This window comes from Kitasatospora sp. NPDC015121, from assembly GCF_055562955.1.
In genome coordinates this window covers 365,834-391,237 of the sequence record NZ_JBVHEH010000004.1, presented here as the reverse complement: position 1 = coordinate 391,237, position 25,404 = coordinate 365,834, and the positions used below count along the sequence as shown (strand labels likewise).

Here is a 25,404-nt window from a genome sequence, read left to right as displayed (position 1 = left end):
GGGCGCCCACCCCGGTACCCGAACGGCCCGGCGACCGCACACGCCGGGCCGTTCGTCCCGTCCGCCACCGCGGCCGTCGCCGCTCGCTTCGCTGACGTACAGTCAGCACACTTGCTCCGCACGGTTGTTACGGATCGGACACATTCGGTGCGGACGCCCCCCACGGCTCGTAGCGTCGCCCCTGACCCGTGTCCGTCCCGAGGGGAAACCATGCGCCGCATCCGAGCGACCGCCGCCCGCCTGACCGCCGTGCTGGTGCTGGCGCCGGTGTGGGGGGCGGCGGTGGCGGGCTGCGGGCCGGACGACGCCGGCGCGGCGCTGAGCGCGGACGAGGTCCGGCGGGCCGCGCTCGGCGACGTCGAGGTCACCGCCTGCCGGGTCGACGACGAACTGCAGTGGCCCTCCGCGACCGTCCGGATCACCAACCACACCGCGACCACCAGCAACTACGTGGTGCAGATCGCCTTCGAGGACGGCAGCGGCCGGCAGGTCACCGTCGGCGTCGCCGCCGCCAGCTCCGTCCCGCCCGGCCAGGACGCCCTCGAACGCGCCCAGGGCACCGCCGACCCGTACGGCCCGGTCAGCTGCCGGGTCGCCGACGTCGCCCGCTACGCCAGCCCCTGAGCGCGGGCCGGGCCCCGGGCACGGGCCGGGCCCCGGGTGCGCGTCGGGCCGCCCGCGTCACGAAGTCGGGGCGGCCCGGCGGGAGGTGACGGCGGGTCAGGACGCCGTGTAGTCGTAGAAGCCGCGGCCGGACTTGCGGCCCAGCAGGCCCGCGTCGACCATCCGGGAGAGCAGCGGCGGGGCCGCGTACAGCGGCTCCTTGTACTCGTCGTACATGAGGCCCAGCGTCCGTGACGTGCAGTGATGACCGCTCTATGGCGTTGACCTGGGCCGGGAGTCGCCTCACTGTTCCCCATGGCGCCCCTGGCTTCCTCGAACTGTGCCTCCCCGGACGCTCCCCAGAAGGGGCGGCTCCCCAGATTCTCCCCGGGGAGCATGGGCGGCGAGCAGGCCTGCACCCCCTCGATTAGGGGGTACAGGCCGGCTGGGCGGATCAGTAGGATGCCGACACGCCTCCCACAGCGAGGTGCATCCAGTGATCCAGGTTCCCGCTGGTGGCGCCCGATGAGAGCGGGCGCCACCAGCGGGCGATCAGGGGCCCGGCCGCCGAAGCGGCCGGGCCTTCTGTGTGGACGTCTCAGCCACCCCAGTTGGTGTCGTTGGCGGTGTAGGTCGTGGTGGGCGACGGGGTCGGCTTCGGCGCCGGCGCCTCATCCGCGTGCGCCGTGGTGACCGCGAGGCTGAGGAGCGCGGCCGCGAGGGCGCCGACCATCGCGGGGATGGCCCTGCTGAGCTTCATGTTGACTCCGATCATGTGGTGACCGCTGCTGGCAACGCCCGTTGCTGACAGGCGACTTGCCGTGCGCTTGGCGGCTTGAGCAACGATCTCGCACGAAGTAGTTGCACGGCAAGGAGTCTGGTGGTTCATTCAGATGAACCTGCACTTGGATGCAATCGACTGGGGATCATGGACATCGACATCAGCCCTGAGGCCCGTGCCCTGTACGCCCGGGTGGCGGCTGGCGAACCCATCGCCGACGACGACCAGGACGCGGCCTGGCAGCTGCTCAACCGTGGGTTGCTGCGCGAAGACCCGGGGCGCGGGCTCACCCTCGTCGATCCCGGCTATGTCGGTGCCCGCTGGGAGGCTGAGTACCACGGACAGGCCGCCGCCCTGCTGGCCCAGGCGGCCGGAATCAGCGACCTCCTCGCAGACCTGCGCCAGGCGTTCGATGGCCGCACCACCGACCCCCGGGCCGGACTGATCGACCTCGTCCGCGGATCGGCGGCGATCAACGCGCGCATCGGCCAGCTGCTGGACGGCTGCACCGGCGAACTGCTCGTGTGCCAGCCGGGCGGCGCCCGCAGTCGCGAGACCCTGGAGGAGACGAAGGACCGCGACATCGACACGATCCGGCGCGGGGTTGCAGTCCGCACGCTCTACCACGCCGACGCTCGGACGGGCGAGGCCACCGAGCTGTGGGTGCTGGAGATGACGAAGGCCGGCGCCGAGATTAGGACGCTTGCCGAGCCCTTCCAGCGGATGATCCTGATCGACCGGTCGATTGCGGTCATCCCTGGGAACTCGATCCTCACCACCAGTCGCGAGGCGGTCGCCTACGTCGTCAACGACCCCGGCGTGACCGGCTTCCTCGCGGCAAACTTCGAACGCGACTGGTCCAGGGCAACGGCCTGGACCGGGGCGGAGGAGAAGCCCGTGCTGACCCCCCGTCACGAGCAGATCCTGCGCGCCCTCGAGCAGGAGCAGAGCTACGAAGCGATCGGGAAGCAGCTGAAGGTCAGCTCGCGGACAGTGGCCGTGCAGGTGGCCGAAATGAAGGAGATCCTGGGCGTCGACACCCTGTTCGGGCTGGCCTGCAAGTGGCGGGTGCTGGCTCACTGAACTGGCACTCGCCTCAGCGCGGCGGCGATCCGGTTGACGGTTTCGGCGGGCGCTGAACCGAGCTGCACGAGCGGGCAGTCGGACGCCATGGCGCCCACGTCCAGGCCCAGCGAGGGCAGGACAATCTCGTGCCGGGCCAAGGCCGCCCGCAGGCTATTGGCGGCGGCCTCGGCTTCGGCGGCTGGTTGTGCTGTCACTGGCGCTCCGGTGCTCGGCCCCCCGAGTGGGCTGGACATCTTATCGAACGTGTGCCCGATAAGTGACGAATGCATGATGCAGACTTTTGATCATGTACAGGTGAATGTCAACGGGTGTCACCAGCCCGAGGCAGTCGCCGCACTCCCACCGAGCAGCAGCTCCAGCAGCGGCGAGACCTCGGCCAGCGCCTGCGGGCGCTCCGCGTCGAGCGCGACCTCAGCCAAGAGCGGCTGGCCGAACTCGCTGGCCTAGATCGGCAGACCATCGGCTACTGGGAGCGCGCGCAGACCAGTCCTGGGCTGGACGAACTGACTGCTGCGGCAGCAGCGCTCGGCGTGCCAACGTGGCGGCTCCTCCGCGACGAGACCGAGTAACTACCCGCCCGCCGGCGCCAAGCCGCCAGCCCGGTTGCGCTCGTCGGCGATCCGCTTCGCGGTCGACTCGCGCAGATGCCACTCCGGCTGGCCCATCGACAGCAGCCAGCTGTCATCGGGGGCGAGCACGCCCCACAGCTGCGTGCCATCCCCCGAGACCCGCAGCGGAGCTGCCCGGTAGACGTCGTGCTCGCCGGCGCTCACGCCGGCCGCCGGGTGGTGCGCTCGGTCAGGTAGCGCTGGCGGTTGATCCAGTCGTGCGCGCCGCCCCGGTCCCACCATGCCACCGGCTCGCCGTCGTCCACCACGAACGCCTTGGCCTCAACATCCCAGACGCCCCAGAGCCGGACGCCGCGCTTGGATGCGGGGAGTTGCCGCGGCTCGAAGCGGCCCTCACGCCACTGCAGCAGCTCAGCCATGGCCGAGCTCCAGGTGCGCGGTGCAGACGACGACCCCGAAGTCGTGCGCGCCGTCAGGCGTCTCGCCGGGGACGGTGATGGTGCCACCGGGGTGGAGCGGGGGCTCGGTGGAGCCGCAGGTGATGCAGGCCTCTCCGTGGAGGCGGGCAGGGCTGATGCCCTGGTCAGGCGGTGTCGCTGTCACGTCCTCTACGATCCCCGCCCGGAACCGCAGGAAGTGACACAACCTGTAGCACTTGTCAGACGGCCTTTGCCCAGCGGGCCATCGCCAGCAGCTCCTCGTCGCGGCCGCGGCTGAGCCGCACCAGGGTGGCGAGTTCGGCCCGGACCTGGCCGTGCTCGCGCACGTGCTGCGGCGCGATCCGGCGGGCGACAAGCAGGGACTCGCGGGCGTGCTGCGGGCGGCCCAGCGCTATCTGCGCCCGCCCGAGGTCGATGTAGTAGTGCGAGCGGCGCTCGGCGGGCAGGTCCCGGGGCGGTGCCCAGCGGCCGGCCTCCGCTACCGCGCGGCCGAGGTCGGCCGGGTCGGCGAGCTCGACCGCAACTGCGAGCTGGTGGATTCGCACGGAGTCCGGGCCGACCGCGGTCCCGTCGTACAGCCGCTCCGGCACGGAGCGCACCAGCCGGTCGGCCTCGGCGAGGTGCAGGCGGGCGCTGTCCGGGTCGACGGCCCGGCCGGCAACGACGGCGGCCCGCATGTGCAGGGCCGCGGCGGCGGCGGCTAGCGGGACCGTGGTGGGTGGGGGCATCCGGTCGGCGGCCCGCTGCAGGGCGCGCAGTCCGGTGCCGAGCTGGCCGGTCGCGAAGAACACCTCGGTGCGGACGTACGCGGCGGCGGCTGCGAGCGCCTGGTCTTCGGCGAGGTCGGCGGCCCAGCGCATCAGCTCGACCAGCCTGGCCGACAGGTCCCGGTAGCCGTACTTGTAGGCCGCGGCGTCAGCAGACCGGATGGCTAGGGCGAGGAATCGAGCGGCTCGCTGCCGGTCGGCGCCGACGGTCTGGTCGACGGCGCGGAACAGTTCCTCCAGCAGCGCCGGCACCCGCTCGGCGAGGTGGCTGTACTGCGAGTTGACGCGGGCCTGCGTCATCTCCCCCACCGCCGTGGCGAGGGCGTACAGCGGCCGCACCGGGCCGTCCTCCGGCAGGTCGTAGGCGCTGATCGCGGCCTGCAGTGCGGGGATCGCCTGGTGTACCCGGGAGTCCGTGCGGCCCGGCCCGCCGGCCAGCTCTTCCGGGCTGGTGCGTAGGGCCCGGGCGAGGGCGTCGAGGACGGTGTCGCTCGGCGTGCGGGTCCCGGCTTCGACGGCGCGGATCATGCTGACGGAGACGCCGGAGGCTTGGTGCAGTTCGTGGCGGGTGAGGCCGGTGGCGGCGCGTGCGGCGGCTACGCGGTACCCGAGGTGGGCAGCGCTGGTTCCGGGCATACTGAACTCCGTTCCGTGCGACCACTCGGAACGGTACTCGCGCTGTCACAACTCGGGTGCCAGAACCGCCTCGTAGCGTGCTGCGGGGCGGTTCTCAGTTCTGTCGGATGATCAGGTTGGCCAGCTCGGTCAGCGAGTCGATCGTCCAGTCGGCGTCCGGGGCGGTGGTGGTCAGCCCGATCGGGCCCCGGCGAAGGTGCGCAGCACGCAGACCGGCCGCCCGGGCGGGAGCGACGTCGTTAGCCGGATGGTCGCCGACGTATACAATCTGCTGCCCGTGGCCCGGCGCCCAGCCGACGACCCGCTCGAAGAACTCGGGGGACGGCTTGGAGACGCCCCACTCTCCGCTGGTGGCGATCGCGTCGGCGGGCAGGTCGAGCCCACGCAGCAGGCTGGTGACGGCCGCGTTCTGGTTTCCGGCGATGCCCACCCACACTCCGGCGTCGCGCAGATGCTGTAGCGCGGGCCGGACGTCCGGGTAGAGGTCGGTCTCATCCAGGTGGTCGCCTTGGCCGGCGGCTTGGCGGGCGCGCCACTCTGCGCCGACGTCGCAGCCTGGCCTTAGGATCCGGATCGCTTCGGCGTTGTCGAGCCCTTGTGCGAGGACGTGTCCGACGAGGGCGGACATGGTGTGCTGCGGGACGTTCAGCCAGCGGGCCCAGTCTGCCCAGTATCGGGTGTCGCTGGTGAGGGTCTCGCCGATGTCGAACACCACAGCTCTGATCATGGACGCCAGGGTAGCCGGGACTCCACCACCCGGTCAGCGCCCGCTCCTACACTGTCCGGGTGGACCTCCCCGACGACCTGATCGAGCTGCAGCGTGCCCGCCTGGACGCCGAGCAGCAGTACGCCGAGTACGTGCACGAGGTGGAGACGCGGCGCCGGGCCGAGCACCCGACGGACGTGGTGGCCCGGCGGTCCTGGACGCCCGAGGAGCACGCGGAAGCGGAGCGGCTGCGCGAGGCGCTGGCCGCAGCGACCGACGCCGTCCGCCGGCACCCCGCCGTCCTCGCCGCAGGTGCTGGCCGGCACGTGCTGGTGCAGGGCGTGCTCCGTGCCGCGAAGGAACTGGTGGCGGCGGGCTGAGGCCGGGCGTACGAGGCCGCGCCCTGCACATGATCAGGGGCAGGACTCGCCGAACTTCACGGCCTTCAGCATCACCGGCTGGCCGTTCAGAGCTGCGCCCGCCGCCGGGTCCTGCGCACACACCTGCCAGTTCGACTCCACGATGATCACCCGCGACTGCGATGACGCGTCCTTCGCCGACAGTGACGTGTTCTTCGGCAGCATGTCCCGCACCGCCGACACCGCCTTCCCCTTCACATCCGGCATCGACGCCCCAGCCTTCGGCGTCGAAGCGCCCTGATCCGCCGCCGGGCACTGCTCGTCGAGCTTCACCGCCGCCATGTCGATCATCGTGCTGGTCGGCTGCTGGCCGGCCGCGGGCGCCTGCGAACACACCTTCCAGTCCCGGTCCAGGATCTGGTTCCGCGACCGGCCGAGCGCGTCGTGGGACTTCAGTCCGTAGAAGCCGGCCGCCTGCGCCTTGTCCTGCGCGGCCTGCAGGCCCATGCCGGTGAAGTCCGGAAGGTCCGCGGTCTTCTGCTCGCTGGCCGAGGGCACCGCGGTCTGGGATGCGGCCGGGGGTGCAGCGGCGGGCGTGGTCGAACTGTTGCCCGTGCTGGTGGCGGGCGGGTCGCAGGCGGTCATGGCGGCTGCTGCGAGAAACAGCGCAGCGGTGGTGAGGGTGGCTCGGCGCATGGTCAACATCCCAGGGGTGGCGGGCAGATGCTGGGACCGTAGCGACCATGGGAGAGCGGTGTTGGTGGTGTGGCCGGACCGTGACCGGTTGGTTGCACGGCAGGCGTCTGGCCCCGACGCAACGAACCGCCCCGCCGCCCGGAGGAGACGGGGCGGCCGCAGCAGGACGTCAGTGGTGCCGGAGTAGCGTCACCAGAGCGACGACTGCGGTGACTCCAGTGCAGACCGCGACGATCATCTTCACTGGCCAACGGCGCCCTTCCAACTTGCGAAGGCGCTGCTCCTGATCAGCGAAGCGGGCCTCGTGCTGTTCGACCAGGAGCCTCACCCGGGCTGCCTCCTGCTTGTCTTGGGCAGACCTCTCGTCATAAGGCTGTGACATTATGACCCCTTGCCGTGTGTCGGGTGCTCTTCAGCGGACGACCACGGCGCGCCGGGGGGACTGAGCCTCCCCCCGGCGCACCTTTTCTTGGGTGGCCGTGATCCATGGTGCACGCATTCGCTTAGTCATCCAACTCAAGTACGTATACGTATTAAATGACCCTAGTGGCGATCCTATTCAAGTCATCCCAATGGCCTGGCATTGACACGCCCTACTCTGACTCAGTTGGAGCTGCGGCTTAGCGATACTGATCAAGAGTGATCAAATGTGATCGGTTTAGTCGCAATTTCAGCATCCGAGGGCCGTGTAATTGCATGGGCGTAATTGAGGGCGAATTCCATAGCGGCCTAATGCAGGCTTGTTGGAATGCCGATGAATTCGCCTGACGTCATTGGCACGACCCCAAGCTGATGCCTTGGCCGGATTCAGTCTGGGGACACCCCGCAGGCGCCCCCGGGCACGACGAAGCCGCCCCGCCCGGCCTCCGAAGAGGCGGGCGGGGCGGCCAGTTCGAGGAAACCTGCCCGGCTCCTGGCTGCGCCCGGTACCGTCCGGGACGTCCCGTCGCCTGTTCTTGGGGGGTACCCGTGCGTCTCCGCGCCGCCGCCACCGTTCTGCTGCTCGCCGCCGCAGTAGCCACCGCCTGCTCGAGCGCCTCGAGCACCACGTCGACGTCCTCGGCGCCGTCGGCCGCATCCGCGCCGGCCGCCGTTCCGCAGCAGTCAACGTCCGCCCCCGCCCCTGCGGGCGCGGGCGGCCTGCCGCCGAAGCCGGACGCGTCCACCACTTCGAAGTACATCGCGGCGCTGAACACCATCGACCCGGACATCGTTCACGGCAAGGAGGACACCGCCGTCAACCGGGGCCGAGACGAGTGCTCATCCATCAGCCAGGGCAAGGCGGAAGACGACCTGATCCAGCTGGCGCAACAGCGGTTCACCAGCCCGAAGCACCCTGAGGGTTTCGGCCCCAAGGCCGCAGCGCAGATCCTGGAAGCGGTGCGCATCTACATCTGCCCAGCCTCCTGATCTCGGGCACGACGAAACCGCCCCCGCTCCGGCGCGAAGCCAGGGCGGGGGCGATGTACTGCGATGCCGAGTGGCAGGCCCTGCGCTGGGCAGGGCGATGTACTGCGATGCCGAGTGGCAGGCCCTGCGCTGGGCAGGGCGATGTACTGCGACGCCCGAATGGCAAGCCCGCGACTAGGCGGGCACCCGCGGCCGTGGCCTCGGTCTTTGGATCATCCCCGATGGGAGGGTGGTGCTCGACCATCATACCGCCTCCTGACGTCCCGTCACGGCCGCACGACCGGCACCAGCGCCACCCCCGTCGCCACGATCCCCAGCACCGTCGCAGTCGCCTGCAGCCGCCGCTGGCCCACCCGTCGCACCTCCTCCTCGGCCGCCTGCGCCTGCCGCAGCTCAGCCAGCATCCGCTCGTGCTCGGCCAGCCGGGCCGTGTGCTCCGTCAGGATCTGCCCGGTCTGCACATCCGCCTGTCGGCGCAGGGCCAGCTCGCCGCGGATCTCGGCCAGCCCCGTCTGCAGCTCGCCCCTGATCTCAGCCAGCCCGACCGCCAGGGCAGTCAGCGGGTCGGGCGGCGGCGGCGTACTCACTCACGCGCCGCCGGGTCCAGCGGCGGCAGCGCGGCCCGGGCCGGGGCCTTCTTCGCCCAAGCGGGAATCCAGCTGTCCACCAGCGGCAGCGCCAGCAGGCGGGTGACGGCGCTGGAGACGCCGAGCACCACGCTGAGACCGGGCAGCGTGTCCGGCAGCCCGGCGGTGTGGACGAGCAGCGGCATGCCCGCGAGGAGGCCAGTCGCCACCGCGAAGGCGGTACGGATCGTACGGCGGCGCGCGTCAGAGATCGCCATGGTCAGTTCCCCTTCGGGGCGGTCGGCGCCTTCGGCGCGGTCGGGGCGGCGGCGACGGTCACCTGCAGCTGGATCGCGTCCGCGAGCGCGACCCGGATCTGCTGCGGGATCGCCTTGACCGCCGCGTGGAGCTGCGGCACCACCCACTTCAGCGGGTGATCGCCCGCGCTCTCCGGGGTGTCGGACAGGGCCTGGACCAGCCAGTACAGCGTCGCGTGCGACAGGTCGTTCTTCTTCTTCTCGATCGCGTTCATCACGGCCTGCTCGATCTGGGCGAGCTGGTCGGGCGTCAGTGCGGCCAACGGGTCCTCCTCGGGGAGTGCGGTGGGGTTGGTGGTGGCGGCCCGGGTGCCGCCCAGGCGCGGGTCGGCGGAGACGGTGCCCTCCGGATAGGCGGGCACGCCGTAGCCGTAGACGGAGGAGCGCTGCCGGACGCGGCGGTACACGCCGTCGCCCTCGGCGGATCCGCCGGAGTTGCTGTTGGCCTCGACCGTGGTGATCGTCGTCGCGTCGTACGCCACCACCACGCCGGTGTGGGTGCCGCCGTCGGGGCCGAGGTAGAACGGGCCGCCGAGGACCGGGTAGTTGGACCAGCGGCCGCGCTGCCGCCACCAGGCGACCGCGACAAGGCAGGAGGCCGTCATCGGCCACAGCGGCTCCAGGCCCGGGGTCCGGTGCGCGCCCCAGGCCTGGAAGGTGGCGCACCAGGGCTGGCCGTCCGACCACTCCAGGCCCGGGGTCTCCCGGCTGTAGCGCTGCCGGTTGTTCCACGTGCCGTCCGGGTCGCGGCCCTCGTGCTGGCCGACCTGGCTGAGCAGCAGGCCGACGAACTGGTCTCTCACGGCAAGCCTCCAGGCATGCTGAGGGCCCCGGCGCCGAGGTGGCGGCGGGGTGCGGGTGGGGGTGGGTCAGGTGAGCGGGACGTCCGTGGTGGTCGCGGTGACGGCGAAGTCCGTGTAGTGCCGCAGCACCACGTCGGTGCCGGTGGCGGCCAGGGCGCGGGCGATGTCGTCGGCGGAGCGGATCCCGCCGGTGTACCGGTCGGTGGCGGTGGGCCAGCCCGGGACGTCCTCGGCGGAGGTGAGGGCGTACACCGCCCACTCGCCGGGGTCGGTCGCCTGGCGGGCCACGGCCATCAACCACAGCTCGCCGACGGCGTCGGGCGAGCCGGGCTGGGTGGGGGCCGCGCGGCCGGCGCGGCCGGCCAGGTACTCCTCGGTGGCCAGGTGGTCCAAGTAGCGGGCGAGCTGGGCGGGGTCGGTGGTGACGACGGTGGTGACGCTGCGCACGGGTCTCCTAGGTGATGGCGCGGATGAGCTGGGTCTGGGCGTGGACCGTGCCGGAGCCGCTGGTGCGCTGCGCTTCGATGGTGAGCCGGTACTGCGCGCCGAGGGCGACGGCGGCGGGCAGGGTGCCGGTCCAGTCGAGTGCGCTGCCGGCGGCGACGGTGGGGCCCCACGGGGTGCCGTCGATGGCGAGGCGGATGCTGCCGGCGCCGCCGCCGGAGGTCGCGGTGGCGAGGGCCACGCGGATCTGGTTGGTGGAGCGGGTGTTGGTGCAGGACGCGATGGTGGTCCAGGCGGCGGCGGCGGTCTGGGGCCAGCGGGTGAGGTCGGCGTCCAGGGGCGGCATCAGGGCGTCGGCGCCGGTCATGTCCGGCCGGGAGGCGCGCAGTTCGCGCAGTTCGGCCTGGAGGGCGGCGATGGCGCGCCCGTAGTGGTCGGGGCGCGGGGGGAGCTGGTTGGTGCGGGAGGTCACGCGGTCTCCAGGAGGATGGGGGCGAGGCGGTCGGCGGCGACGTCGAGCTCCCAGGCCCAGGCGCGGGCGGTCGTGGTGATGCCGGCGGGGTGGCGGGGGGAGGAGTCGATGTCGATGGTGACGCTGTCGCCCAGCGCCCAGTCCCGGCCCAGGCGCGGTGCGGCGCTGGCGGCGGCGGTGACGCTCCAGGTGCGGGTGCCGGTGCCCATCAGGGCGAGGGCGGCCGCGGCGTGCTGGTCGAGCTGGCCGGTGTCGGTGATGCCCTGGGCGGGGGTCCAGCGGTACTCCCAGCGGCACCAGCCGGCCGCGATCAGGGCGGCGGCGGTGTGGGTGGTGCTGGTGGCGCGCTGTCCGTCGGCGCGGTCGCCGCGGGCGAGGACGGAGGTGGCGCCGCGGCCCCGGGTGTAGGCCTCGGACAGGGTGTACGTGGTGATGCAGCCGGGCATGTCCCACACCGTGCCGGGGACGGGGTCCTGGGTGCCGATGGCGGGGCGGATCCGGAGGACGAGCTGGATCCGGGTCTGGGCGGCGTCCGCCCACACGGGGTCGATCGTCCACTCGGGGCCGCCGTCCATCTCGCTGATCTCGGTCAGCGCGGAGATGATGGTGCGGTCGTCGGCGTCGGCCATGGTGTAGGTGATGGTGCTGCCGGTGGCGACGGTGTCCAGGAGCAGCGGGGGCCCGTCGATCATGGAGGCGGCGGCGAGCGCGGCCATGATGCTGGTGGGGTCGGCGGTGGCGGTGTAGTCGCCCGGGTAGCGGGCGTCCAGGTAGGCCTCCGGGGTGGCGGCGGCCAGGTCCAGGACGCTGTTGGAGCCGCCGTCGCGGGTCAGGGTGATGCCGGGCCAGATCGGCGTGCCGGTGTCGGTGTCGAGGGCGACGAGCATGGTGCGGCCCGGATCGGTCGCGGCCTCCCACTCGTCCGGGGCGCCGCCCAGCGCCAGCGCGAAGGTCGAGGAGCGGCTGGCCCCGATCGCGCGGGCGAGCGGCTGGGTGGGTGACAGCGCCCGCAGTTCCTCGACCACGGCGCCCGTGCGCAGGTCGCAGGCCAGCCACGTCAGCTCGACCATCAGGCCGCCGCCTCGTACTCGATGTTCCAGTGCAGGCGGCTGTTCGCGGACGCCGCGAGGGGGATGGCGTCGGTGACGTTGCTGAAGAAGTAGCTCGTCTGCGTCTTCACGACGAACACGGCGGTGCTCGCCCCGGCGGGGATCTCGACGACGCCGACGTACTCGTTGTTGCCGGTGACCACGTAGTCGGCGGTGCCGACGGTCGTGATCCCGAGGTTCGCGGCGGCGACCGGCATCGAGAGCGACCAGCCGCCGGTGCCGGCGCTGGTGGTGCTGCCGAAGGTCAGGGATCCGTACCAGTGGATCTTGCGGCCCATGCGGGTCCAGCGGCTGGTCAGCGACCCGTTGGACAGGGTGGGGGCGGTGCCGGTGGTGGTCCAGACCGGGGTGTGGGTGGTGTAGTCGCCCAGCGCCGCCCAGACGGTCCCGGTCCAGTACTCGGGCTGGCCGCGCACCGTGTTGTACCGGGCCTGGCCGACGTAGACGCCGGCCAGGGCGATGTCCGTGCTGGAGGAGACCGGCAGGATGCCGCCGGGGGCGACCGTGACCTGGCGGACCGTGGCGGAGACGGTCGCCGATCCGGTGCCCCCGGATCCGGTCGGGGGGACGGTGACGGTCGCGAGCGGGATGTAGATCTCGGTGGCGCCCGGCGTCGGCGCGGACGGCGTCGCGGACGGGGTGCCCGCCAGCAGCACCACGTCGCCCTTGCGCAGGCCGGTGCCGTCCACCGCCGTGTCCCACACCCGCAGGTACACCAGGTCGATGCGCGACCAGGTGGCGTGCGCGGCGCTCAGGGTGCCGGCGACGGACGCCGGGATCTGCGCCCGGTACAGGCCCTGCCCGGACCGGTAGAGGGCCGCGGTGCCGGAGCTGACGTTGACGGTGGTGCCGGCGAGGGTGACGGTCAGGCCCGCGTCGCCGGGCCGGGTGCCCGGGCGGGAGCCGAGCGCGGTCCCGTCGGCCATCACCAGCGCCGAGTCCATCCGGCGCAGCTCCAGTTCGTCGTACGCCAGGCCGGGCAGCCAGGTCGGGTCGGTGGCCATGGGGGCTCCTCTCAGATCCAGGCCGAGCGCATGGTGGCGGTCAGCAGGGCGGCGGGGTCCGATCCGGCGGAGGACCACTGGACGGTGACGGTCTGTCCCGGTGGCACCTCGGGCCACTGGCCGGACAGGTAGCGGCGGCGGGAGACGCCGCCGAGCATCACGGTGCGGCGGTCCACGTCGAGGGTGAGCACGTCGCCGGCGCCGAGGGTGTCGGTGTAGGTGAGCTGCCGGGTGGTCCCGTCGGGGTACTGCGCCAGCAGCACGAACCCCGGCACCGGCCCGGTGACGGTGAACAGGGGCCGGGCCGCGACGCTGCCGGCGTTGGTGAGGGTGAGCTGGCCGCTGGAGCTGCCGGAGGTGATGACCAGCGGGAGCGTGATCGGCAGGCTCACCCCGCCGGTCGCGATCGGCAGCCCGGTCGAGGGGGACTGCACGGTGGTGGAGTAGCGGCGCGGGTCGGCCGCGGTCAGCAGCACGCTGTACACCGCGATCCGGTCGGACACGAGCTGGATGAGCGGCTCGCCGGAGCGGCGCACCAGCGACTGCTTCGGGATGCTCTCGCCCACGACCAGCAGGGTGTCCGTCAGCGAGGCGGCGGCCATCAGCTGCTCGACCGCGGCGTCCAGGGACGCCAGGTCGGGGGCGATGATCGTCCCCGCCAGGGTGATGGCCCGGGCGGTGAGGTAGGTCGGCCCCGCCCAGGCGCCGTGGTCCGCCTCGCGGTCGCTGTACTGGGTACGCACCCCGGCGCCGGGCCAGCCCTTCAGCCCGTCGGTGCCGATCGTCCAGGCGACGCCGGCCGAGTCGACCTGGCCGAGGGTCAGGGCGCCGAGCTGCACCGTGCGGCCGCCGAGCTGCTGTCCGGGGACGTACCCCATGCCGCCCCTCCTCTCAGCCGATGAACTCCAAGTGGCGGACCAGGTCCGCGACTTGCTCCTGCGAGGACTGCTGGGCGCCGTGCAGGTGCACGGTGGTGGAGCGGGAGTGGTCGTAGCTGGCCGACGTACCCGGGGCGGGGCCGGCGAACTGCCGGGCCGGGATGAGGTCCCGGGCGACCGGCAGCAGCCGCATCCCGAACTCGGACGCGACCTGGCCGAGGATCTGCTCGGCCCGGCCGCGCTTGCGCGGGTCCATCGGGATGTACGCTTCCCGGCCGGCCTCCGCCCACAGGATCGGGCGGGAGGAGAACCCGGCCTCCCGGCCGGTCAGCCCGGACGCCGCCGCGGTCACCCCGCCGTACGCCATGCCGGTGATGCCGCCCCAGGCCTGCTGGATCGGCAGCGCCTTCCCGGACCCGGTCACCATGTAGTCCTGGAAGACCGTCACCCGGACCTGCCGGCCGGTGATCGAGTTGATCATCTGCTGGATGCGGACCGTCCCGTCGAACGCGTCGTTCAGCGGAACGGTCACCTTGACCTGCTTGCCGTCGGGCAGCCTCTCCACCCTGTAGCCGACGGCCTCCAGGTCCTGGATCGCGGCTGACCCGGGCGCCGCGATCTTGATGGTCTTGCCGGGCGGCACGTCCTCCACCGCCTGCTGCACCGCCTCCAGCTCCCGCACCGTCTGCTGCGCGGACGGCGACAGCACCGCCGTGGATACGGTCTCCGGCACCCGCGCGTACGCGGCCGTCAACGCGGTGATCTGATCGGCCGTCATCCCGGCGGCCTTCATCGTCGCCTTGAGGGCGGCGATGTCCTGCTCCAGCACGATCTGCGCCTGCTCGGAGGAGCCCGTGGACTTCACGACCGCCTCGGCGTGCGCCATCGCCGCACCGGCCGCGTCCAGGAACGCGCCCTTCACCGCGCGGCCCTTCTCGGTGGTGATGTCGAGGGTCGCGCCGTTGTCCTTCACCGCGTCCCGCAGCTCCTGCAGCGACTGCTGGTAGCGGATCGCCGACGACGCCACGGAGATGTTCGCCCCGTTGAGCTGGTCGAGGCTGTCCTTGAGCCGGTCGGCCTCGGTGCGGGTGTCCTGCATCTCCTGCGCCGTCTTCTCGTACGCCGAACCGAGGCCCTGGGCGCCGTTCTTGGCCGCGTCCACCGCGATCGCCTCGCGCTTGGCGGACGCCAGGGCGCCCTCGGTGGCCGAACTCATCTCGTCCAGCGCCTTCGTCACGGTCCCCAGCTCCGTGACCCGCGCCTTGTCGGCCTCCGACAGGCCCGCGATCTGCGCCCGGACCCGGTCCGCCGCCTCGCCGCTGCCGAGGATCGCGTCCGTCACGTCCTTCGTGTTGATCTTGAGCTGTTCCGCCGCCCGCAGGACCCCGCGCTGCTCCAGCTCGTGCGCCACCCACGCCCGGGTGGCCTGCCCGACCGCCGCACCATCGGCGCGCACGGCCTCCGTCAGCGACTCCTGCTTCTCCTTCGCCTCAGCCGACTTGGACCCGAAGAGCGTCAGGGCCGCCCCGGCGACCGCCAGGACGACGCCGAGCACGCCAGCCGCCTTCATCGTCATCGACATGGCGGACGCCACCCGGGGCATCGTCGTCGCCAGCTCCGTCAAGCTGGTCCGGAACGCCGCCACCCTGGGCAGGGCCAGCATCAGGCCGCCAGCCAGCAGCGCCACCGCACCGCCCAACGCCAGCACGGCGACCGCCGTCGTCTGCGCCCAACTCGGCAGCGCTGAGAAGGCGTTGACCAGCGAGGTGATCCACTGCACCACGTCGCGCAGCACCGCCGTGGCCTCGGTGCCGCCCTGGATCAGCGCCACCTCCAGCGAGCCCTTCAGCTGCTCCAGGTCGCCGGCGAGGTTGTCCATCTGGATGCTGGCCATCCGGGCGGCCGCGCCCTGGTCGTCGACCGCGGACCGGTAGCGGTCCACGCCGGAGGCGCCCTGCTCGTAGAGGATCGTCGCGGCGCGCACCGCGTCGCTGCCGAAGATCACGCCCATCGCGGCGTTGCGGGCCTCCGGGGTGAGCTGCCCGAAGGACTCCGACATGCGCTGGGCCAGCTCGGACAGACCGACGAAGCGGCCGGTCGCGTCGTAGGCCGAGAAGCCGATCTGCGCCATCGCCTCGGCCGACTCCCCGGACTGCGGGACCAGGCGCTGGAGCATGACCTTGAGGCTGGTGCCGGCGTCCGAGCCGATCAGCGCGTGGTCGCTGAACATCGCCAGCACGCCGGCGGTGTCCTCCAGCGTCAGGCCGGTCTGGTGCGCCAGCAGGCCGCCCATCCGCATGGACTCGCCCAATCCGTGCACGTCAGCGGCACTTTTGTTGGCCGCTGCGGCGAGGACGTCGGCGATGTGGGTGACATCCCGGCCGCGCAGTCCGAACGTGTTCATGCTCTGGGCGCTGATGGTCGCGCTCTCGGAGAGGCTGAGCTGGCCGGCCGCAGCCAGGCCGAGCGAGCCGCGCAGCGCGCCGCCGGTGATGTCCGCCACCGACACACCCGCCCGCGCCAGCTCGGCCTCCGCGTCGGCGGCCTGCGACGCCGAGAAAGAGGTGTCGCGGCCGGCCTCCAGCGCGGCCTGCCGCAGCTCCCGCATCTGCTCGGCGGTCGCGTCGGCGACCGCGTAGACGCCGCTCATGCTCTTCTCGAACTTGGCGGCGGTGTACGTCGCGGCGACGAGGGTGCCGATCATCAGCAACCCGGTCGTCCGGACGGCCCCGAACGCCTTCTCACCCTGCTCGGCGCCCGTCGCCATCGAGCCGAACCCGGCCACCGCCGAAGCCCGGGTCGCGGTCGCCCACGACCGCACCGCCGCCGTCATCCGCCCGTAGGCGCCCACCGTCGCCGCCGCAGCAGCCTCGGCAGCCGCAGCCGCCTCAGCCGCAGCGGCGGCTTCGGCAGCCGCAGCCCGCTCGGCAGCCGCCGCCCGGGCGGCTTCCTGCGCCATCACGGCCTCACCCAGCGCGAGCCGGGTCGCCAGCGACACCTGAATGCCTTGCGCGGAGGCCGCGGACGCCGCCGTCATCCGGGTGTCCGCCGCCACGACCGAGTTCGCGGCCGCGGTGGCCGACAGCGAGATCTCCCCGAAGGCCCGGCTCCCGACCTGCGCGGCGCCGGTCAGCACCGCCGGCATCTCCCGCGCCGCCGCCTCCATCCGCCCCATGCCCGCGGTCGCCTGCGCGGTCGACTCCGTCGCCAGATTCCCGAACGTGTTGAGGGCCCGGCCGGCCTGGCCCATGCTCGACTGGATGCCGGCAGCCGCCCGGCCGAAGGCGCCCTGGCTCTGGGCCGCGGCCTCCAGCGCCGATGCCGCGACCCGGTCGGTGGCCTGCTCGGCCTGGAACGCCCCCGCGCGGAAGCCGGTGGTGTTGAGGTCGAGGCGAACGTCTACGGTGCGGACCAAGGCAGGGCCTCCCGTCTGGTGACGTGCGCGTAGGCGCCGTGGTGGTCGGGGTTACCCTGCTGGAAGTCGGTCATTTCCCGGCCTGCGGCGGCGCAGGCGTGGCACTTGATGACCTCGGCCCGCCACATCTCTTCGAGGCCCTGGTCGGTGGAGTCGACGAGCATCTGTCCGCAGCCCTTGCACGTCTCGTCCTCGACGGTGAGCAGGGCGAGGGCCCAGGCTCGGTCGTCGTCCGTCCACAGGGGCTCGCCGGGGCCGGGCATCGGTCGGCCGAGGAAGACGCCGCGGGGGACACCCCAGGCCCGCGCCGCCTCTACTTCTCGCCGGTGAGGGAGCCGGCGGTCGCGGAGGCGAGCAACGAGAAAGGGAGGCGCTGGGCCGCCACCGCGTTGAGCTGCCAGACGGCCTCCAGCAGAGCGTCCTGCTGTCCGGCGGTCATCCGCTCAGCCAGGCGTCCGTACTGTTCGACGGTCATCGCCGGGTCGACCAGGCATGCGGCGACCGCGGCCGGGCCGAACGTGGGCGCGTGGAACAGCTGATCGCCGCGCCCCGGGTGCTGAGCCATCAGATCTGACCAGGCCGTCGGGGTAAGCGCCCGGAGACGGAAGACGACCAGGTGCTGAGCCATCTCCTCGCGCAGAGCCTCCATCCGCTGAGCGATGCCCACGCGGTCGCCACCGGCCAGGGACTGCCCGACAGTGGCGGCCGCGTCGGCCAGCTGCCGCTCAAGGTCCTCGTACTCGCCCTGCAGGTGCCCGGCCAGGCACAGCGCCACGCTGCTCTCGCGCAGCGTGGCGAGGGCGATGACGGCCTCGGCGTCCAGCGCCGAGGTCTTGTGCGCGGGGGTCTTCTGGCCGGCCATCAGGCGACCACTGCGTTCGGCGCGGGCTCGGTGGTGACCATGATCGGCACGGTGTACTTCAGCACCTCGTTGGCCGCGGGCTTGAGGTTGATCCGCTCGCCGCACACCACCGGGTACACCTCGACCTGCTGGCCGCTGGCCCAGTCGGTGGTGTAGGCGACGTTGCGGCGGATCACGATGTAGCCGTGCACGCCGCGGACCATGACGCTGTACGGCTTGTCCTCGAGCGGGGTCGTGCCGCGCTTGAGAGTCAGAGTCGGGCTGTCGTAGCCGACCCGGCCGGCCTCCTGGGTGTCGAACGTGGACGCCAGACTGGACGTGTCGACGGAGGCGGTCTTGGCCTCCAGGTTGAGCCCGTCGGCGGTCGCGCGCGGGGTGAGGTCCATGGATCCGGTGCCGGTCAGCTCAGGGTAGGTCGGGGCGGTGATGATGGCGATGGTCGGGACCCAAGAGACCCGCGTCTGGCCATCGGCGATCGTGTCGGACATCGGCTCTCCTCGAGCGGACATGCGAAACGCCCCGGCGTTCGGGGCGTTCGGGGGCGGGTGGGGTCAGCTGCGGTAGGCGGCGACGGTGACCGTGGCGACACCGGAGTAGGTGATGCTGGCCAGGCCGTCGCTCGGGTTGGTGTTCAACTCCGCCAGGATCGGGATCTTCTTGGTCGCGGAGGCCGCGATGGTGATGGTGCGGTCGGCGGCGGCCTGGCTGCGGACGGCGGCGTAGGAGGGGATGGTGACGGTGATGCTGCTGCCACCGCCGTTGGTCACCTCCACCCAGACGCGGTCGCCGATCGGGGCGACCTTGTCGCCGCCAGCGGACGCCGCGACGGGGGATTCGAGGGTGCCGCCAGCGGTGATCGCGGCGGGGGTGAGAGTGGCCATCAGGCCCTCCTTCGGGTCAGGCGGGGATGGAGTGGATGGCGTACTGCACGGCGAGGTACCAGACCGCCGGGACGAGGTCGTCGTCGCGCGCGAGCGGCGGCCCGCCCAGGCGCTGCGGGCGCCAGCAGGACCGGCTGGCCACCAGCAGGGCGCCGTCCCAGGCCTGCGCGACCCGGTCCGCGGTGCCGACCGCGCCCTCGGGGGTCGAGCCGACGCACGTGGCCTGCACCATGGCCGCCAGCTCGGTGCGGTCGTCCGCGAGCGAGGCGGCCGAGACGACGCCGGGGTCGGGGTAGAGCACGACGTAGGTGTCCGGCAGCGGTGTCGGCCCGGCCGGGGCGCCGCCGACGTACACCGCGAGCGGCACGCCGGGCAGCGCGGTGATCGCGGCGGCCAGCGCCTGGACGTGCGGAAGGAGCTGAGGGGCCGTCACAGCAGCTCCTCCCCGAGCGCCTCGATCGCGGCCGCGAAGCGGGGGGCCTCGGCGGCCAGGGCGCGGCCGCCGTCGTTGTGCGGCGCTGATGTCGCGCTGCCGAACTCCAGCAGGTTGCCCAACGCGCCCTGCGGGCCGGCCTTGTCGGGGCCGATCACCGCGCTGGCGCCGTGGCCCGGCCGGACGGTGACGTCGTAGCTGATCGACAGCGGGTAGAGGCGGCCGTGCGCGCCGGCCGTCGCCGCCGCGGTGGCCCGCCAGTCCCGCTTGATGTTCATCGCGCCCCGGGCGACGATCTGCTCGGCCCGCCGGTCGGCCTCCGCCCCGGCCCGGCCGAGGGCCTGCGCCAGCGCGCGCAGCCCGGAGACGTCCGCGCTCACGACCGGTCCTCCGCCGCGATCCGCCACGCCGTCGCGGTGGAGGAATCCGCCTCGGAGGTGACCCACAGGGTCCGGCCCGCCAGCCGGGCGTCCTGCGCTGTGACGACCTCGACCTGCACGCCCGGCACCACCCGGGCCGCAGAGGTGGCCGACCAGGGCAGCGCGACCTCGTAGCGGCGCTGCACCACCAGGCGCTGGCCCGAGGCCGCATCCTCGGACACCGACTGGGACGGCTTCACCCGGGCCGGGCCGGAGTACAGCTCGGTGAGCGGGTGCGAGGTCTGCCCGGTCGCCGGGTCGTAGACCGGCTGGCCGGGCAGCAGCAGGCGGACGGTGTCGAGCATGAGCTCTTCGTGGGCGGTCCGGCCCGAGGCGAGCAGGCTGGCGAGGTCCATCAGCGGCTTCCTGTCATCCAGGCCTCGGGAGCGCCGAGGGCGTCCTCGAGGGCGTCGCGCTCGCCCGGCAGTAGGTCGCCGGCCGCCCCGATCGCCTCGGTGGTGTAGGTCTCGCTGTAATCGTCGATCTGACGGGACCGCAGCAGTCCCTCGGCGGAGGCCGGTGTCGCGGCGAAGCGCGATGCGACCGCGCAGGTGAGTTCGACGATGCCGTCCGGCACCACCGCGTAGCCGCGGGTGAAGACGACCTCGACCGGGCCGGTGCCGCAGGGCACCGTCACGGTCTCGCCGTCCCAGCACCACCAGTCGAGCGGTACGGTGCTGCCGTCGCAGGCGACGCCGAATACCGAGGTCACCGCGGTGATCGGTGGGCCCGGCAGCGTGATGGTGCCGTCGGTCGCCGTGAGCCGCACCGTGCTGGTGGTGCTGGTGATCGGCTGCCCGGCGGCGCGCCGGATCCGAGCCGAGGCGCGGGCCAGCAGGCCGTCAGCCGTGGCCGGGGGCAGCGTGTAGCCGTAGCCGACGGCGTCGGCCTGGGTGGCGAGAGGGGGAAGGCTCACGGCCGCTCCTCCCTTCGCTACTTGGACGGGCCGTAGGCCTCGATCAGGTCGGCCTTGGTCATCGCCTCGGCCTCGTCCGCCTCGGCGCCCTGGGCGACCGCCCAGCCGACCCACTCGGCCTTCGGCGCGGCCTGGGCGGGCGCCTTGTCGGGGAGGCCGGGCACGTCGGGGTCTGGCTCGGTCCAGGGCTCGCCGTCGGCGGTGACGCGTCGGAGCTGGCCGGTGGCGAGGCGCTGGGCGATCGTCTCGTGCAGCGGCAGGTCCATCTCGATGATCGTGCCGCCCTCGCCGCGGACGTGGATGGTGTCGGTCATCAGGTGTTCCTCGGGACGCGGAAGGCGGTGGCGGTCATCGCGACGGACGTCTCGATGACCAGGGAGCCGTCGGACTGCAGGAAGCGGCCGGACTCGACCGGGCCGATCCACTGGGTGGCCGCGTTGGCGACGGTGACGCTCAGGTCACCGAGTCCAGCGGCCAGTGCGGGCGGGTAGGTGCCGGCCTTGAGGGTGGCGGTGCCGGATCCACCGGAGGCGTTCGACAGGCGCAGGATCGTCAGCTCCGGCCGGGCGGCGCTGATCTGGCCGCCGTTGCCGGCGCCGGAGGTGAGGGCGGTGCCGGCCGGGTCCGCGAGGTTGCTGTTCGGGACGAGGGCGCTGTAGGGGAGGGGGGTGCGTGCCATGGGTCAGGTCTCCGATCAGGCCGGGTCGATGTAGGCGCAGGCGAGCATGTCGGGCCGGATGAGCTTGGCGCCGTAGACGCTCAGGCCCTTGATCGCGTCCGAGAAGCTGGACTCGGGGCGGTAGGCCTCGGTCTTGACGATCTGGTCGGCGAAGGTGATCGCCGCGTTGACGCCAGCCTGGATGACCTGGGTGTCGCCGGAGGGCACCGGGACGTTGTTGGACTCGTAGATGGTGAAGCCGGCGGCGCGGCCGACGAGGCCGTTGCGCAGGGCGTCCGGGGTGCCGGACTCGTTGGCCTTGATGAACCGGGAGTCCAGGAGCAGGGACGCCATCAGCTCCGGGGAGGCGATCAGGTAGCGGCCCTGGGTGGGGACGTTGGCCTTGGCGAGCTTGGTCCGCAGCGGGACGAGGACCTTGTCGTAGGCGTCGGTCGGTGTGGTGAAGGTGTTGATCGGGGCGCCGGTGGAGCCCAGGACGTTGGTGGCCTGGATGCCGGTGTAGAAGCTGGCGATGTACTGGTCCTGGATGTCGGCCATCTTGTACGCCGCCCGGGACATGGCCTCGGTCATGACGTCGCCCTTGGCCTGGCGCTTGTCGACGTCGTCGACCTTGAACGCGAAGTACTTCTGCTGGTCGACCACCAGCTTGCGCTGGGCGTCGGTCAGTTCCTCGGGGGTGATGGTCGTCGAGTTCGGCACGTAGGTGCCGATGGTCGGGTCGGAGATCGAGGTGATGTTGACGGTGTCGCCGGCCTCGGAGATGTCGCCCTCGTAGTCGTGGTTGATGACCTGGGGGCCGCCGTAGACGAGGGCCTTGCGGGAGGCGACGAGGAGCTTGGCGCTCCAGATCTCCGGCTTGAATCGGGTGATGGCCACTGGGGGTGGGTCCTCTCGGTTAGGAGCCCATGTAGTCGCGCAGCTGACCCTTGCGGTGAGCCTCGTCGATCTGCTCGGGCGTCAACTTCTTGACGTCGGCCTCGGTGAGCTGCCGGGGGCCGGTGGGCGCCTTGCGCGCGCCGCCGTCGCCGGTGCCCTCGAAGCGGGGCTGCCTGGCCGTTGCGGCCAGGTAGGGCTTGGACTTCAGGAGGTCGTCGATCGCGTCGGCGATCTCGTCCTCGTCGACCTGGCCGTCCTCGTCGACCTCGAATCGGGTGAGGTCGACGAAGCGGAGGGCGTCCTTGGGGTCGGCGAGCTTGCCCGCCGCAGCGGCGCGGACCTCGGACCGGACGATCCGCTCGTTGGCCCGGGCGGTCGCCGCGGTGGTGGCCTCCTGGCGGATCTGCTCTGCGGTCGGTCCGCTGTCGCCCTGCTTGCTGGCCTCCATCTGCTTGCGCAGCTCGGCCAGGTCGGCTTCGGCCTTCCGGCGACGGTCGGCTTCGGCCTTCCGGCGCTCCTTCTCGGCGGCCAGGGCCTTCGTGCCGGCGTCGCCGAGGGGCTCGTCGTCCGGCTCCTGGTCGTCGTCCGGCTCACCGTCGTTGTCCTGGTCTTCGTCGTCCTGGTCGTCCTCACCGTCGGGGGCGGCGCCGAGGATCGGCCAGATCGGCTGCGGGTCCGTCTCGCCGGGGCGGGCCTTGCGCCAGCCGAGGGCGGTCAGGCCCGTGAAGGCGTGACGGGGCAGGGTGGTGTCGTGCATCTGATGCTCCTGTTGCAGGAGTTGGGGCCGCCGTTGCGGCGGCCGATCAGTAGAGGTAGCCGTACCGGTACAGCAGGCGGATCGCCTCGTCCCGGTCGGACGCGAGCTGGTAGATCGCCTCGGTGGTCAGGCGGGCGCGGGCCGGGGCCCGGCCGGCCGCCACAAGCTCCTTCAGGCGCTTGGCGGCCAGGCCCCGCTTGGTCAAGCCCTCGGTGGTCGTCGTCAGGCGGCGCGGGCCGACCCGGGACGTCTCGGCGATGCGGCCGCGGTGGGTGACGTCGTCGCGCACCCACGACCCGATGGTCGAGATGCCGCGGCGGGCGTTGACGACCTGCCAGATGTCTGCGCCGTCGCGGATCGCCCGCGCGCCCGCGACGGTGAACACCTTGTCCTGGTCGGCTCGGGACAGGCTCCGGAAGTAGTGCTCGGGGTCCATCGCCGGGGCCCCGCGGCGGTAGCTGGACATCGGCAGGTGCACGCAGTCGCACCGCGGGTGGCGCTGGAACCCGGCATTCCAGCCGTACTCTTTGCCGGCCAGCAGCACGCAGCGCGCGCAGGACGGCGGGGAGAGCACTCGCACGTAGCCGCGGCAGCGCCTGTCCGCAGCGATCCCGGCGCCGGTCGCGGCCCGCCCGGCGTCCGGCACTTCCGTGCCGACGATCCGCAGCAGGTCCGCCAGGCCCCTGTCGAGGGCGTCGGGCAGAGGGATCCCGGCGCCGATGGCCTCCTTGGTGGTGGTCACCGGCTGGTAGAGCAGGGTGCCCAGCGGGCGTCCGTCGGCGGCGATGCCCGCGAACGCGGTCGCGTCCACGGTGAGCTCGGGCGGTGGCCCCGCAGCGTCCTGGGCCGTCATCGCGGCGGAGACGTACGCGGTGCTGCCGGTCGCGGCCGACAACTGGGCCGACGAGACGATGGCGAACAGGCGCTGTCCGGCGCCATCGAGCCAGCTATCGGTCAGCGCGCCGGGCGCCAGGGTCTTCCACTCGCGGGCGGCGGCGCGCTGGGCGGCCAGCGCGATGCGGGCCTGCCGCTGGTAGTAGGCGCCGGCCAGCTCCTCACTGTCCACTGTCCGCCCCGACGGGCACCGGGTCGGCGAGGCCGGGCTTGCCGTTCAGCAGCGCTGACACCGGGTCGGTTGCGGCCTCCTGCTCGCGCATCCTCAGCAGGTCGGCGACCTCGGTGGGCGTCAGGCCGTAGCGCAGCGCCAGGTACTCGAAGGGGAAACCGATCTGCTTCAGCTTCAGCAGCGCGTCGACCAGCTGGGCCATGTTCCTGGACTCGGCGTCCTTCCACAGCACCGTGCCGCCGGCGAGGGCTTTCGCCTTCGCCGGGTCGCCGAGCGCCAGGGCGATGAGCTGGAAGATCTCGCGCAGGGCCTGGCCGAACCAGAGCTGCTTCTGCTCGCACTTCTTGACCTGGCCGGTCTCGGCGGCGATCAGCGCGTCGCCGGACAGGTTCGCCATCTTGCCGATGAGGTAGTGCTGCGGGGTGCGGGTCTGGGCTGCGATGTGCCCGACGGCGACCTCGATCACCTCGGTGTACGCGGCCAGGTTCGCGGCCGGCCACGACCCGATGGACGCCTCCGAGCTGGACAGCCACAGGACGCGGTCGACGGCGAACTTCTCCAGCGGTACCGGCTTGGAGCCGATGACCTGGCCGTTGCTATCCAGGATCGGCGTCTTCGGCGGTTCCGCGCCGAGCACCACGCGCTGCGGGAAGCTCGCGAAGTCGGACGCGGTGAACAGCTGGGACCACAGCAGGTTCACCGCGTCCTGCATGGAGATGACCCCGGAGACGTCCGACAGCGGGTCGTCGGCCAGCAGCGGCCGGTTCGGCAGCTCGACCATCGGCACCCGGCCCATCGGGTTCGGTTGCGGGTTCGGCTCGGTGCCGGTGTCGCGTGCCTTCCAGGCCCGCTCCATCTCCTCGGCCTGGGCGAGCATCGCGGACTTGCGGGGCTCGGCGCCGTGGGGGCGCTCCAGCTTCCACACCTGGTCCGCCAGGTACAGGGTGACGTACTCGCAGTTGCCGTCCTGCCAGGTTTTCAGCGCCGCGCGCCGCTTGCGCCGGCTGCCGGGCTCGTACTGGACGATGGCCTGTCGGGCGTCCTCGAACGTTACCGAGGGCGTCTCGGGGTCGCTCGGGTCACCCCAGACGAGGCAGAACGCCCGCGCGCCGAGGCCCGCGCCGAGGAAGCCGAGCTGGCTGTCGGCGTCCAGGCCGTTGCGCTGCCAGACGCCCCACAGCTCCCGGTCGGCCTTGAGCTCGCCGGCGGCCTTCACCCCGGTGACCGTCAGGCGCTCGACCGGCGATTCCGCTACCGGCGCCACCCAGTTGTCCGAGAAGCCCTTGTACTGCTTCTCGAAGTACTGCCGGTACTGGTCGGAGGCGAAGCGCAGCGGTACCCGGCCCTTGAAGTAGTTCGTGGCGGTCCGCACCTCGCCCGCGCGAGACTGCAGCTCGGACATCAGCGTGTCCGCCAGGGCGCCGGCCTGTTCCAGGGTCAGCGTCACCGGGCAC

36 protein-coding genes and 1 pseudogene are annotated in these 25,404 nt (G+C 72.4%); 5 read left to right on the top strand and 32 right to left on the bottom strand.

From position 1 onward, the window contains the following. Positions 1–210: 210 nt before the first annotated feature. On the top strand, positions 211–624 hold the full coding sequence (locus ACZ3J7_RS07940) for a hypothetical protein (RefSeq protein ID WP_465617958.1): 414 nt from the start codon (positions 211–213) through the stop codon (positions 622–624). Positions 625–720: 96 nt separating this feature from the next. Here the strand turns inward: ACZ3J7_RS07940 and ACZ3J7_RS07935 are convergent. Together ACZ3J7_RS07935 and ACZ3J7_RS07930 are read right to left on the bottom strand one after the other, a co-directional pair. Beyond that, positions 721–840, bottom strand: a pseudogene (locus ACZ3J7_RS07935) (3-hydroxyacyl-CoA dehydrogenase family protein); the annotation flags it as partial. Between the two features lie 361 nt (positions 841–1,201). After that, positions 1,202–1,363, bottom strand: a complete 162-nt coding sequence (locus ACZ3J7_RS07930) for a hypothetical protein (RefSeq protein WP_465617956.1) — start codon at positions 1,361–1,363, stop codon at positions 1,202–1,204. A 168-nt stretch (positions 1,364–1,531) separates the two neighbouring features. Here ACZ3J7_RS07930 and ACZ3J7_RS07925 point away from each other — a divergent pair, with 168 nt between their 5' ends. After that, positions 1,532–2,467, top strand: a complete 936-nt coding sequence (locus ACZ3J7_RS07925; RefSeq protein ID WP_465617954.1) for a LuxR C-terminal-related transcriptional regulator — start codon at positions 1,532–1,534, stop codon at positions 2,465–2,467. Here the strand turns inward: ACZ3J7_RS07925 and ACZ3J7_RS07920 are convergent. Further along, on the bottom strand, positions 2,461–2,664 hold the full coding sequence (locus tag ACZ3J7_RS07920; protein WP_465617952.1) for a hypothetical protein: 204 nt from the start codon (positions 2,662–2,664) through the stop codon (positions 2,461–2,463). The two genes, ACZ3J7_RS07925 and ACZ3J7_RS07920, sit on opposite strands and share 7 nt — an antisense overlap. 189 nt (positions 2,665–2,853) lie before the next feature. On the opposite strand from ACZ3J7_RS07920, the gene ACZ3J7_RS07915 reads away from it, so the two are divergent. Further along, the gene (locus ACZ3J7_RS07915; RefSeq protein WP_465618032.1) at positions 2,854–3,039 is read left to right on the top strand and encodes a helix-turn-helix transcriptional regulator; all 186 of its coding nucleotides are present in this window, start codon (positions 2,854–2,856) and stop codon (positions 3,037–3,039) included. Here the strand turns inward: ACZ3J7_RS07915 and ACZ3J7_RS07910 are convergent, their stop codons facing one another. From ACZ3J7_RS07910 to ACZ3J7_RS07890, 5 genes are all read right to left on the bottom strand, one after another. Next, entirely contained in the window at positions 3,040–3,243 is a 204-nt protein-coding gene (locus ACZ3J7_RS07910; protein WP_465617950.1) for a hypothetical protein, read from the bottom strand. After that, positions 3,240–3,458: a hypothetical protein gene (locus ACZ3J7_RS07905; RefSeq protein ID WP_465617948.1), complete on the bottom strand. Its 219-nt coding sequence runs from the start codon at positions 3,456–3,458 to the stop codon at positions 3,240–3,242. Before ACZ3J7_RS07905 ends, ACZ3J7_RS07910 begins: the two co-directional genes overlap by 4 nt. Continuing rightward, positions 3,451–3,642 (bottom strand): hypothetical protein, encoded by a 192-nt coding sequence (locus ACZ3J7_RS07900; protein WP_465617946.1) that lies wholly within the window; start codon positions 3,640–3,642, stop codon positions 3,451–3,453. Before ACZ3J7_RS07900 ends, ACZ3J7_RS07905 begins: the two co-directional genes overlap by 8 nt. Positions 3,643–3,697: 55 nt before the next feature. Then, positions 3,698–4,882, bottom strand: a complete 1,185-nt coding sequence (locus tag ACZ3J7_RS07895; protein WP_465617944.1) for a helix-turn-helix domain-containing protein — start codon at positions 4,880–4,882, stop codon at positions 3,698–3,700. A gap of 94 nt (positions 4,883–4,976) precedes the next feature. Continuing rightward, positions 4,977–5,609 (bottom strand): HAD family hydrolase, encoded by a 633-nt coding sequence (locus ACZ3J7_RS07890; protein ID WP_465617942.1) that lies wholly within the window; start codon positions 5,607–5,609, stop codon positions 4,977–4,979. Between the two features lie 59 nt (positions 5,610–5,668). Here ACZ3J7_RS07890 and ACZ3J7_RS07885 point away from each other — a divergent pair, with 59 nt between their 5' ends. Beyond that, entirely contained in the window at positions 5,669–5,968 is a 300-nt protein-coding gene (locus tag ACZ3J7_RS07885) for a hypothetical protein (RefSeq protein ID WP_465617940.1), read from the top strand. A 33-nt stretch (positions 5,969–6,001) separates the two neighbouring features. Here the strand turns inward: ACZ3J7_RS07885 and ACZ3J7_RS07880 are convergent, their stop codons facing one another. Next, the gene (locus ACZ3J7_RS07880) at positions 6,002–6,643 is read right to left on the bottom strand and encodes a hypothetical protein (RefSeq protein ID WP_465617938.1); all 642 of its coding nucleotides are present in this window, start codon (positions 6,641–6,643) and stop codon (positions 6,002–6,004) included. Positions 6,644–7,612: 969 nt separating this feature from the next. Between ACZ3J7_RS07880 and ACZ3J7_RS07875 the strand changes: the two genes are divergently transcribed. After that, positions 7,613–8,053: a DUF732 domain-containing protein gene (locus ACZ3J7_RS07875; RefSeq protein WP_465617936.1), complete on the top strand. Its 441-nt coding sequence runs from the start codon at positions 7,613–7,615 to the stop codon at positions 8,051–8,053. Between the two features lie 266 nt (positions 8,054–8,319). On the opposite strand, the gene ACZ3J7_RS07870 is transcribed toward ACZ3J7_RS07875, so the two are convergent. The 23 genes from ACZ3J7_RS07870 to ACZ3J7_RS07760 all read right to left on the bottom strand — a co-directional run bounded on the left by ACZ3J7_RS07870 (position 8,320) and on the right by ACZ3J7_RS07760 (position 25,397). Continuing rightward, positions 8,320–8,640 carry a hypothetical protein gene (locus ACZ3J7_RS07870; protein ID WP_465617935.1) on the bottom strand — a complete coding sequence of 107 codons (321 nt, stop codon included), beginning with the start codon at positions 8,638–8,640 and terminating at the stop codon, positions 8,320–8,322. Beyond that, entirely contained in the window at positions 8,637–8,897 is a 261-nt protein-coding gene (locus tag ACZ3J7_RS07865) for a hypothetical protein (RefSeq protein WP_465617933.1), read from the bottom strand. Before ACZ3J7_RS07865 ends, ACZ3J7_RS07870 begins: the two co-directional genes overlap by 4 nt. 2 nt (positions 8,898–8,899) lie before the next feature. Then, complete coding sequence (locus ACZ3J7_RS07860; RefSeq protein WP_465617931.1) at positions 8,900–9,739, bottom strand: hypothetical protein; 840 nt, start codon at positions 9,737–9,739, stop codon at positions 8,900–8,902. A 66-nt stretch (positions 9,740–9,805) separates the two neighbouring features. Further along, positions 9,806–10,186 carry a hypothetical protein gene (locus ACZ3J7_RS07855; RefSeq protein WP_465617929.1) on the bottom strand — a complete coding sequence of 127 codons (381 nt, stop codon included), beginning with the start codon at positions 10,184–10,186 and terminating at the stop codon, positions 9,806–9,808. Positions 10,187–10,193: 7 nt separating this feature from the next. Continuing rightward, positions 10,194–10,655, bottom strand: coding sequence for a hypothetical protein (locus ACZ3J7_RS07850; protein WP_465617927.1), 462 nt, complete (start codon positions 10,653–10,655; stop codon positions 10,194–10,196). Next, positions 10,652–11,725, bottom strand: a complete 1,074-nt coding sequence (locus ACZ3J7_RS07845) for a hypothetical protein (RefSeq protein WP_465617925.1) — start codon at positions 11,723–11,725, stop codon at positions 10,652–10,654. The genes ACZ3J7_RS07850 and ACZ3J7_RS07845 overlap by 4 nt, the downstream gene beginning before the upstream one ends. Next, complete coding sequence (locus ACZ3J7_RS07840) at positions 11,725–12,768, bottom strand: hypothetical protein (RefSeq protein WP_465617923.1); 1,044 nt, start codon at positions 12,766–12,768, stop codon at positions 11,725–11,727. Before ACZ3J7_RS07840 ends, ACZ3J7_RS07845 begins: the two co-directional genes overlap by 1 nt. 11 nt (positions 12,769–12,779) lie before the next feature. Further along, positions 12,780–13,646, bottom strand: coding sequence for a phage tail family protein (locus tag ACZ3J7_RS07835; RefSeq protein WP_465617921.1), 867 nt, complete (start codon positions 13,644–13,646; stop codon positions 12,780–12,782). 13 nt (positions 13,647–13,659) lie between these two features. Beyond that, positions 13,660–17,061 carry a phage tail tape measure protein gene (locus tag ACZ3J7_RS07830; RefSeq protein WP_465617919.1) on the bottom strand — a complete coding sequence of 1,134 codons (3,402 nt, stop codon included), beginning with the start codon at positions 17,059–17,061 and terminating at the stop codon, positions 13,660–13,662. Next, the gene (locus tag ACZ3J7_RS07825) at positions 17,046–17,324 is read right to left on the bottom strand and encodes a hypothetical protein (RefSeq protein ID WP_465617917.1); all 279 of its coding nucleotides are present in this window, start codon (positions 17,322–17,324) and stop codon (positions 17,046–17,048) included. Before ACZ3J7_RS07825 ends, ACZ3J7_RS07830 begins: the two co-directional genes overlap by 16 nt. 50 nt (positions 17,325–17,374) lie before the next feature. Next, positions 17,375–17,923, bottom strand: a complete 549-nt coding sequence (locus ACZ3J7_RS07820; RefSeq protein ID WP_465617915.1) for a hypothetical protein — start codon at positions 17,921–17,923, stop codon at positions 17,375–17,377. Beyond that, positions 17,923–18,411, bottom strand: a complete 489-nt coding sequence (locus tag ACZ3J7_RS07815; RefSeq protein WP_465617913.1) for a phage tail tube protein — start codon at positions 18,409–18,411, stop codon at positions 17,923–17,925. Before ACZ3J7_RS07815 ends, ACZ3J7_RS07820 begins: the two co-directional genes overlap by 1 nt. Before the next feature lie 63 nt (positions 18,412–18,474). After that, positions 18,475–18,804, bottom strand: a complete 330-nt coding sequence (locus ACZ3J7_RS07810) for a hypothetical protein (protein ID WP_465617911.1) — start codon at positions 18,802–18,804, stop codon at positions 18,475–18,477. 16 nt (positions 18,805–18,820) lie between these two features. Continuing rightward, a complete protein-coding gene (locus ACZ3J7_RS07805; protein WP_465617909.1) occupies positions 18,821–19,237 on the bottom strand; it encodes a hypothetical protein in 417 nt (138 codons plus the stop codon). Beyond that, complete coding sequence (locus tag ACZ3J7_RS07800) at positions 19,234–19,617, bottom strand: hypothetical protein (protein ID WP_465617908.1); 384 nt, start codon at positions 19,615–19,617, stop codon at positions 19,234–19,236. The genes ACZ3J7_RS07805 and ACZ3J7_RS07800 overlap by 4 nt, the downstream gene beginning before the upstream one ends. Further along, on the bottom strand, positions 19,614–20,012 hold the full coding sequence (locus ACZ3J7_RS07795; RefSeq protein WP_465617906.1) for a DUF6093 family protein: 399 nt from the start codon (positions 20,010–20,012) through the stop codon (positions 19,614–19,616). The genes ACZ3J7_RS07800 and ACZ3J7_RS07795 overlap by 4 nt, the downstream gene beginning before the upstream one ends. Then, complete coding sequence (locus ACZ3J7_RS07790) at positions 20,012–20,572, bottom strand: hypothetical protein (protein WP_465617904.1); 561 nt, start codon at positions 20,570–20,572, stop codon at positions 20,012–20,014. The genes ACZ3J7_RS07795 and ACZ3J7_RS07790 overlap by 1 nt, the downstream gene beginning before the upstream one ends. Positions 20,573–20,589: 17 nt before the next feature. After that, positions 20,590–20,886: a hypothetical protein gene (locus tag ACZ3J7_RS07785; RefSeq protein ID WP_465617902.1), complete on the bottom strand. Its 297-nt coding sequence runs from the start codon at positions 20,884–20,886 to the stop codon at positions 20,590–20,592. Beyond that, a complete protein-coding gene (locus ACZ3J7_RS07780) occupies positions 20,886–21,251 on the bottom strand; it encodes a hypothetical protein (protein ID WP_465617900.1) in 366 nt (121 codons plus the stop codon). Before ACZ3J7_RS07780 ends, ACZ3J7_RS07785 begins: the two co-directional genes overlap by 1 nt. 15 nt (positions 21,252–21,266) lie before the next feature. Next, positions 21,267–22,127, bottom strand: coding sequence for a phage major capsid protein (locus ACZ3J7_RS07775; protein ID WP_465617898.1), 861 nt, complete (start codon positions 22,125–22,127; stop codon positions 21,267–21,269). Positions 22,128–22,146: 19 nt separating this feature from the next. Beyond that, positions 22,147–22,884: a phage scaffolding protein gene (locus tag ACZ3J7_RS07770; RefSeq protein WP_465617896.1), complete on the bottom strand. Its 738-nt coding sequence runs from the start codon at positions 22,882–22,884 to the stop codon at positions 22,147–22,149. A 46-nt stretch (positions 22,885–22,930) separates the two neighbouring features. After that, complete coding sequence (locus ACZ3J7_RS07765) at positions 22,931–23,950, bottom strand: VG15 protein (RefSeq protein ID WP_465617894.1); 1,020 nt, start codon at positions 23,948–23,950, stop codon at positions 22,931–22,933. Next, positions 23,940–25,397: a phage portal protein gene (locus ACZ3J7_RS07760; RefSeq protein WP_465617892.1), complete on the bottom strand. Its 1,458-nt coding sequence runs from the start codon at positions 25,395–25,397 to the stop codon at positions 23,940–23,942. Before ACZ3J7_RS07760 ends, ACZ3J7_RS07765 begins: the two co-directional genes overlap by 11 nt. Positions 25,398–25,404: the final 7 nt, after the last annotated feature.

Bases quoted from the DNA above. Each gene is read 5' to 3' on its own strand.
- ACZ3J7_RS07940 (WP_465617958.1), top strand. From the start codon at position 211: ATGCGCCGCATCCGAGCGACCGCCGCCCGCCTGACCGCCGTGCTGGTG.
- ACZ3J7_RS07930 (WP_465617956.1), bottom strand. From the start codon at position 1,363: ATGAAGCTCAGCAGGGCCATCCCCGCGATGGTCGGCGCCCTCGCGGCC.
- ACZ3J7_RS07925 (WP_465617954.1), top strand. From the start codon at position 1,532: ATGGACATCGACATCAGCCCTGAGGCCCGTGCCCTGTACGCCCGGGTG.
- ACZ3J7_RS07905 (WP_465617948.1), bottom strand. From the start codon at position 3,458: ATGGCTGAGCTGCTGCAGTGGCGTGAGGGCCGCTTCGAGCCGCGGCAA.
- ACZ3J7_RS07895 (WP_465617944.1), bottom strand. From the start codon at position 4,882: ATGCCCGGAACCAGCGCTGCCCACCTCGGGTACCGCGTAGCCGCCGCA.
- ACZ3J7_RS07890 (WP_465617942.1), bottom strand. From the start codon at position 5,609: ATGATCAGAGCTGTGGTGTTCGACATCGGCGAGACCCTCACCAGCGAC.
- ACZ3J7_RS07880 (WP_465617938.1), bottom strand. From the start codon at position 6,643: ATGCGCCGAGCCACCCTCACCACCGCTGCGCTGTTTCTCGCAGCAGCC.
- ACZ3J7_RS07865 (WP_465617933.1), bottom strand. From the start codon at position 8,897: ATGGCGATCTCTGACGCGCGCCGCCGTACGATCCGTACCGCCTTCGCG.
- ACZ3J7_RS07845 (WP_465617925.1), bottom strand. From the start codon at position 11,725: ATGGTCGAGCTGACGTGGCTGGCCTGCGACCTGCGCACGGGCGCCGTG.
- ACZ3J7_RS07840 (WP_465617923.1), bottom strand. From the start codon at position 12,768: ATGGCCACCGACCCGACCTGGCTGCCCGGCCTGGCGTACGACGAACTG.
- ACZ3J7_RS07835 (WP_465617921.1), bottom strand. From the start codon at position 13,646: ATGGGGTACGTCCCCGGACAGCAGCTCGGCGGCCGCACGGTGCAGCTC.
- ACZ3J7_RS07825 (WP_465617917.1), bottom strand. From the start codon at position 17,324: ATGCCCGGCCCCGGCGAGCCCCTGTGGACGGACGACGACCGAGCCTGG.
- ACZ3J7_RS07820 (WP_465617915.1), bottom strand. From the start codon at position 17,923: ATGGCCGGCCAGAAGACCCCCGCGCACAAGACCTCGGCGCTGGACGCC.
- ACZ3J7_RS07815 (WP_465617913.1), bottom strand. From the start codon at position 18,411: ATGTCCGACACGATCGCCGATGGCCAGACGCGGGTCTCTTGGGTCCCG.
- ACZ3J7_RS07810 (WP_465617911.1), bottom strand. From the start codon at position 18,804: ATGGCCACTCTCACCCCCGCCGCGATCACCGCTGGCGGCACCCTCGAA.
- ACZ3J7_RS07795 (WP_465617906.1), bottom strand. From the start codon at position 20,012: ATGGACCTCGCCAGCCTGCTCGCCTCGGGCCGGACCGCCCACGAAGAG.
- ACZ3J7_RS07785 (WP_465617902.1), bottom strand. From the start codon at position 20,886: ATGACCGACACCATCCACGTCCGCGGCGAGGGCGGCACGATCATCGAG.
- ACZ3J7_RS07780 (WP_465617900.1), bottom strand. From the start codon at position 21,251: ATGGCACGCACCCCCCTCCCCTACAGCGCCCTCGTCCCGAACAGCAAC.
- ACZ3J7_RS07770 (WP_465617896.1), bottom strand. From the start codon at position 22,884: ATGCACGACACCACCCTGCCCCGTCACGCCTTCACGGGCCTGACCGCC.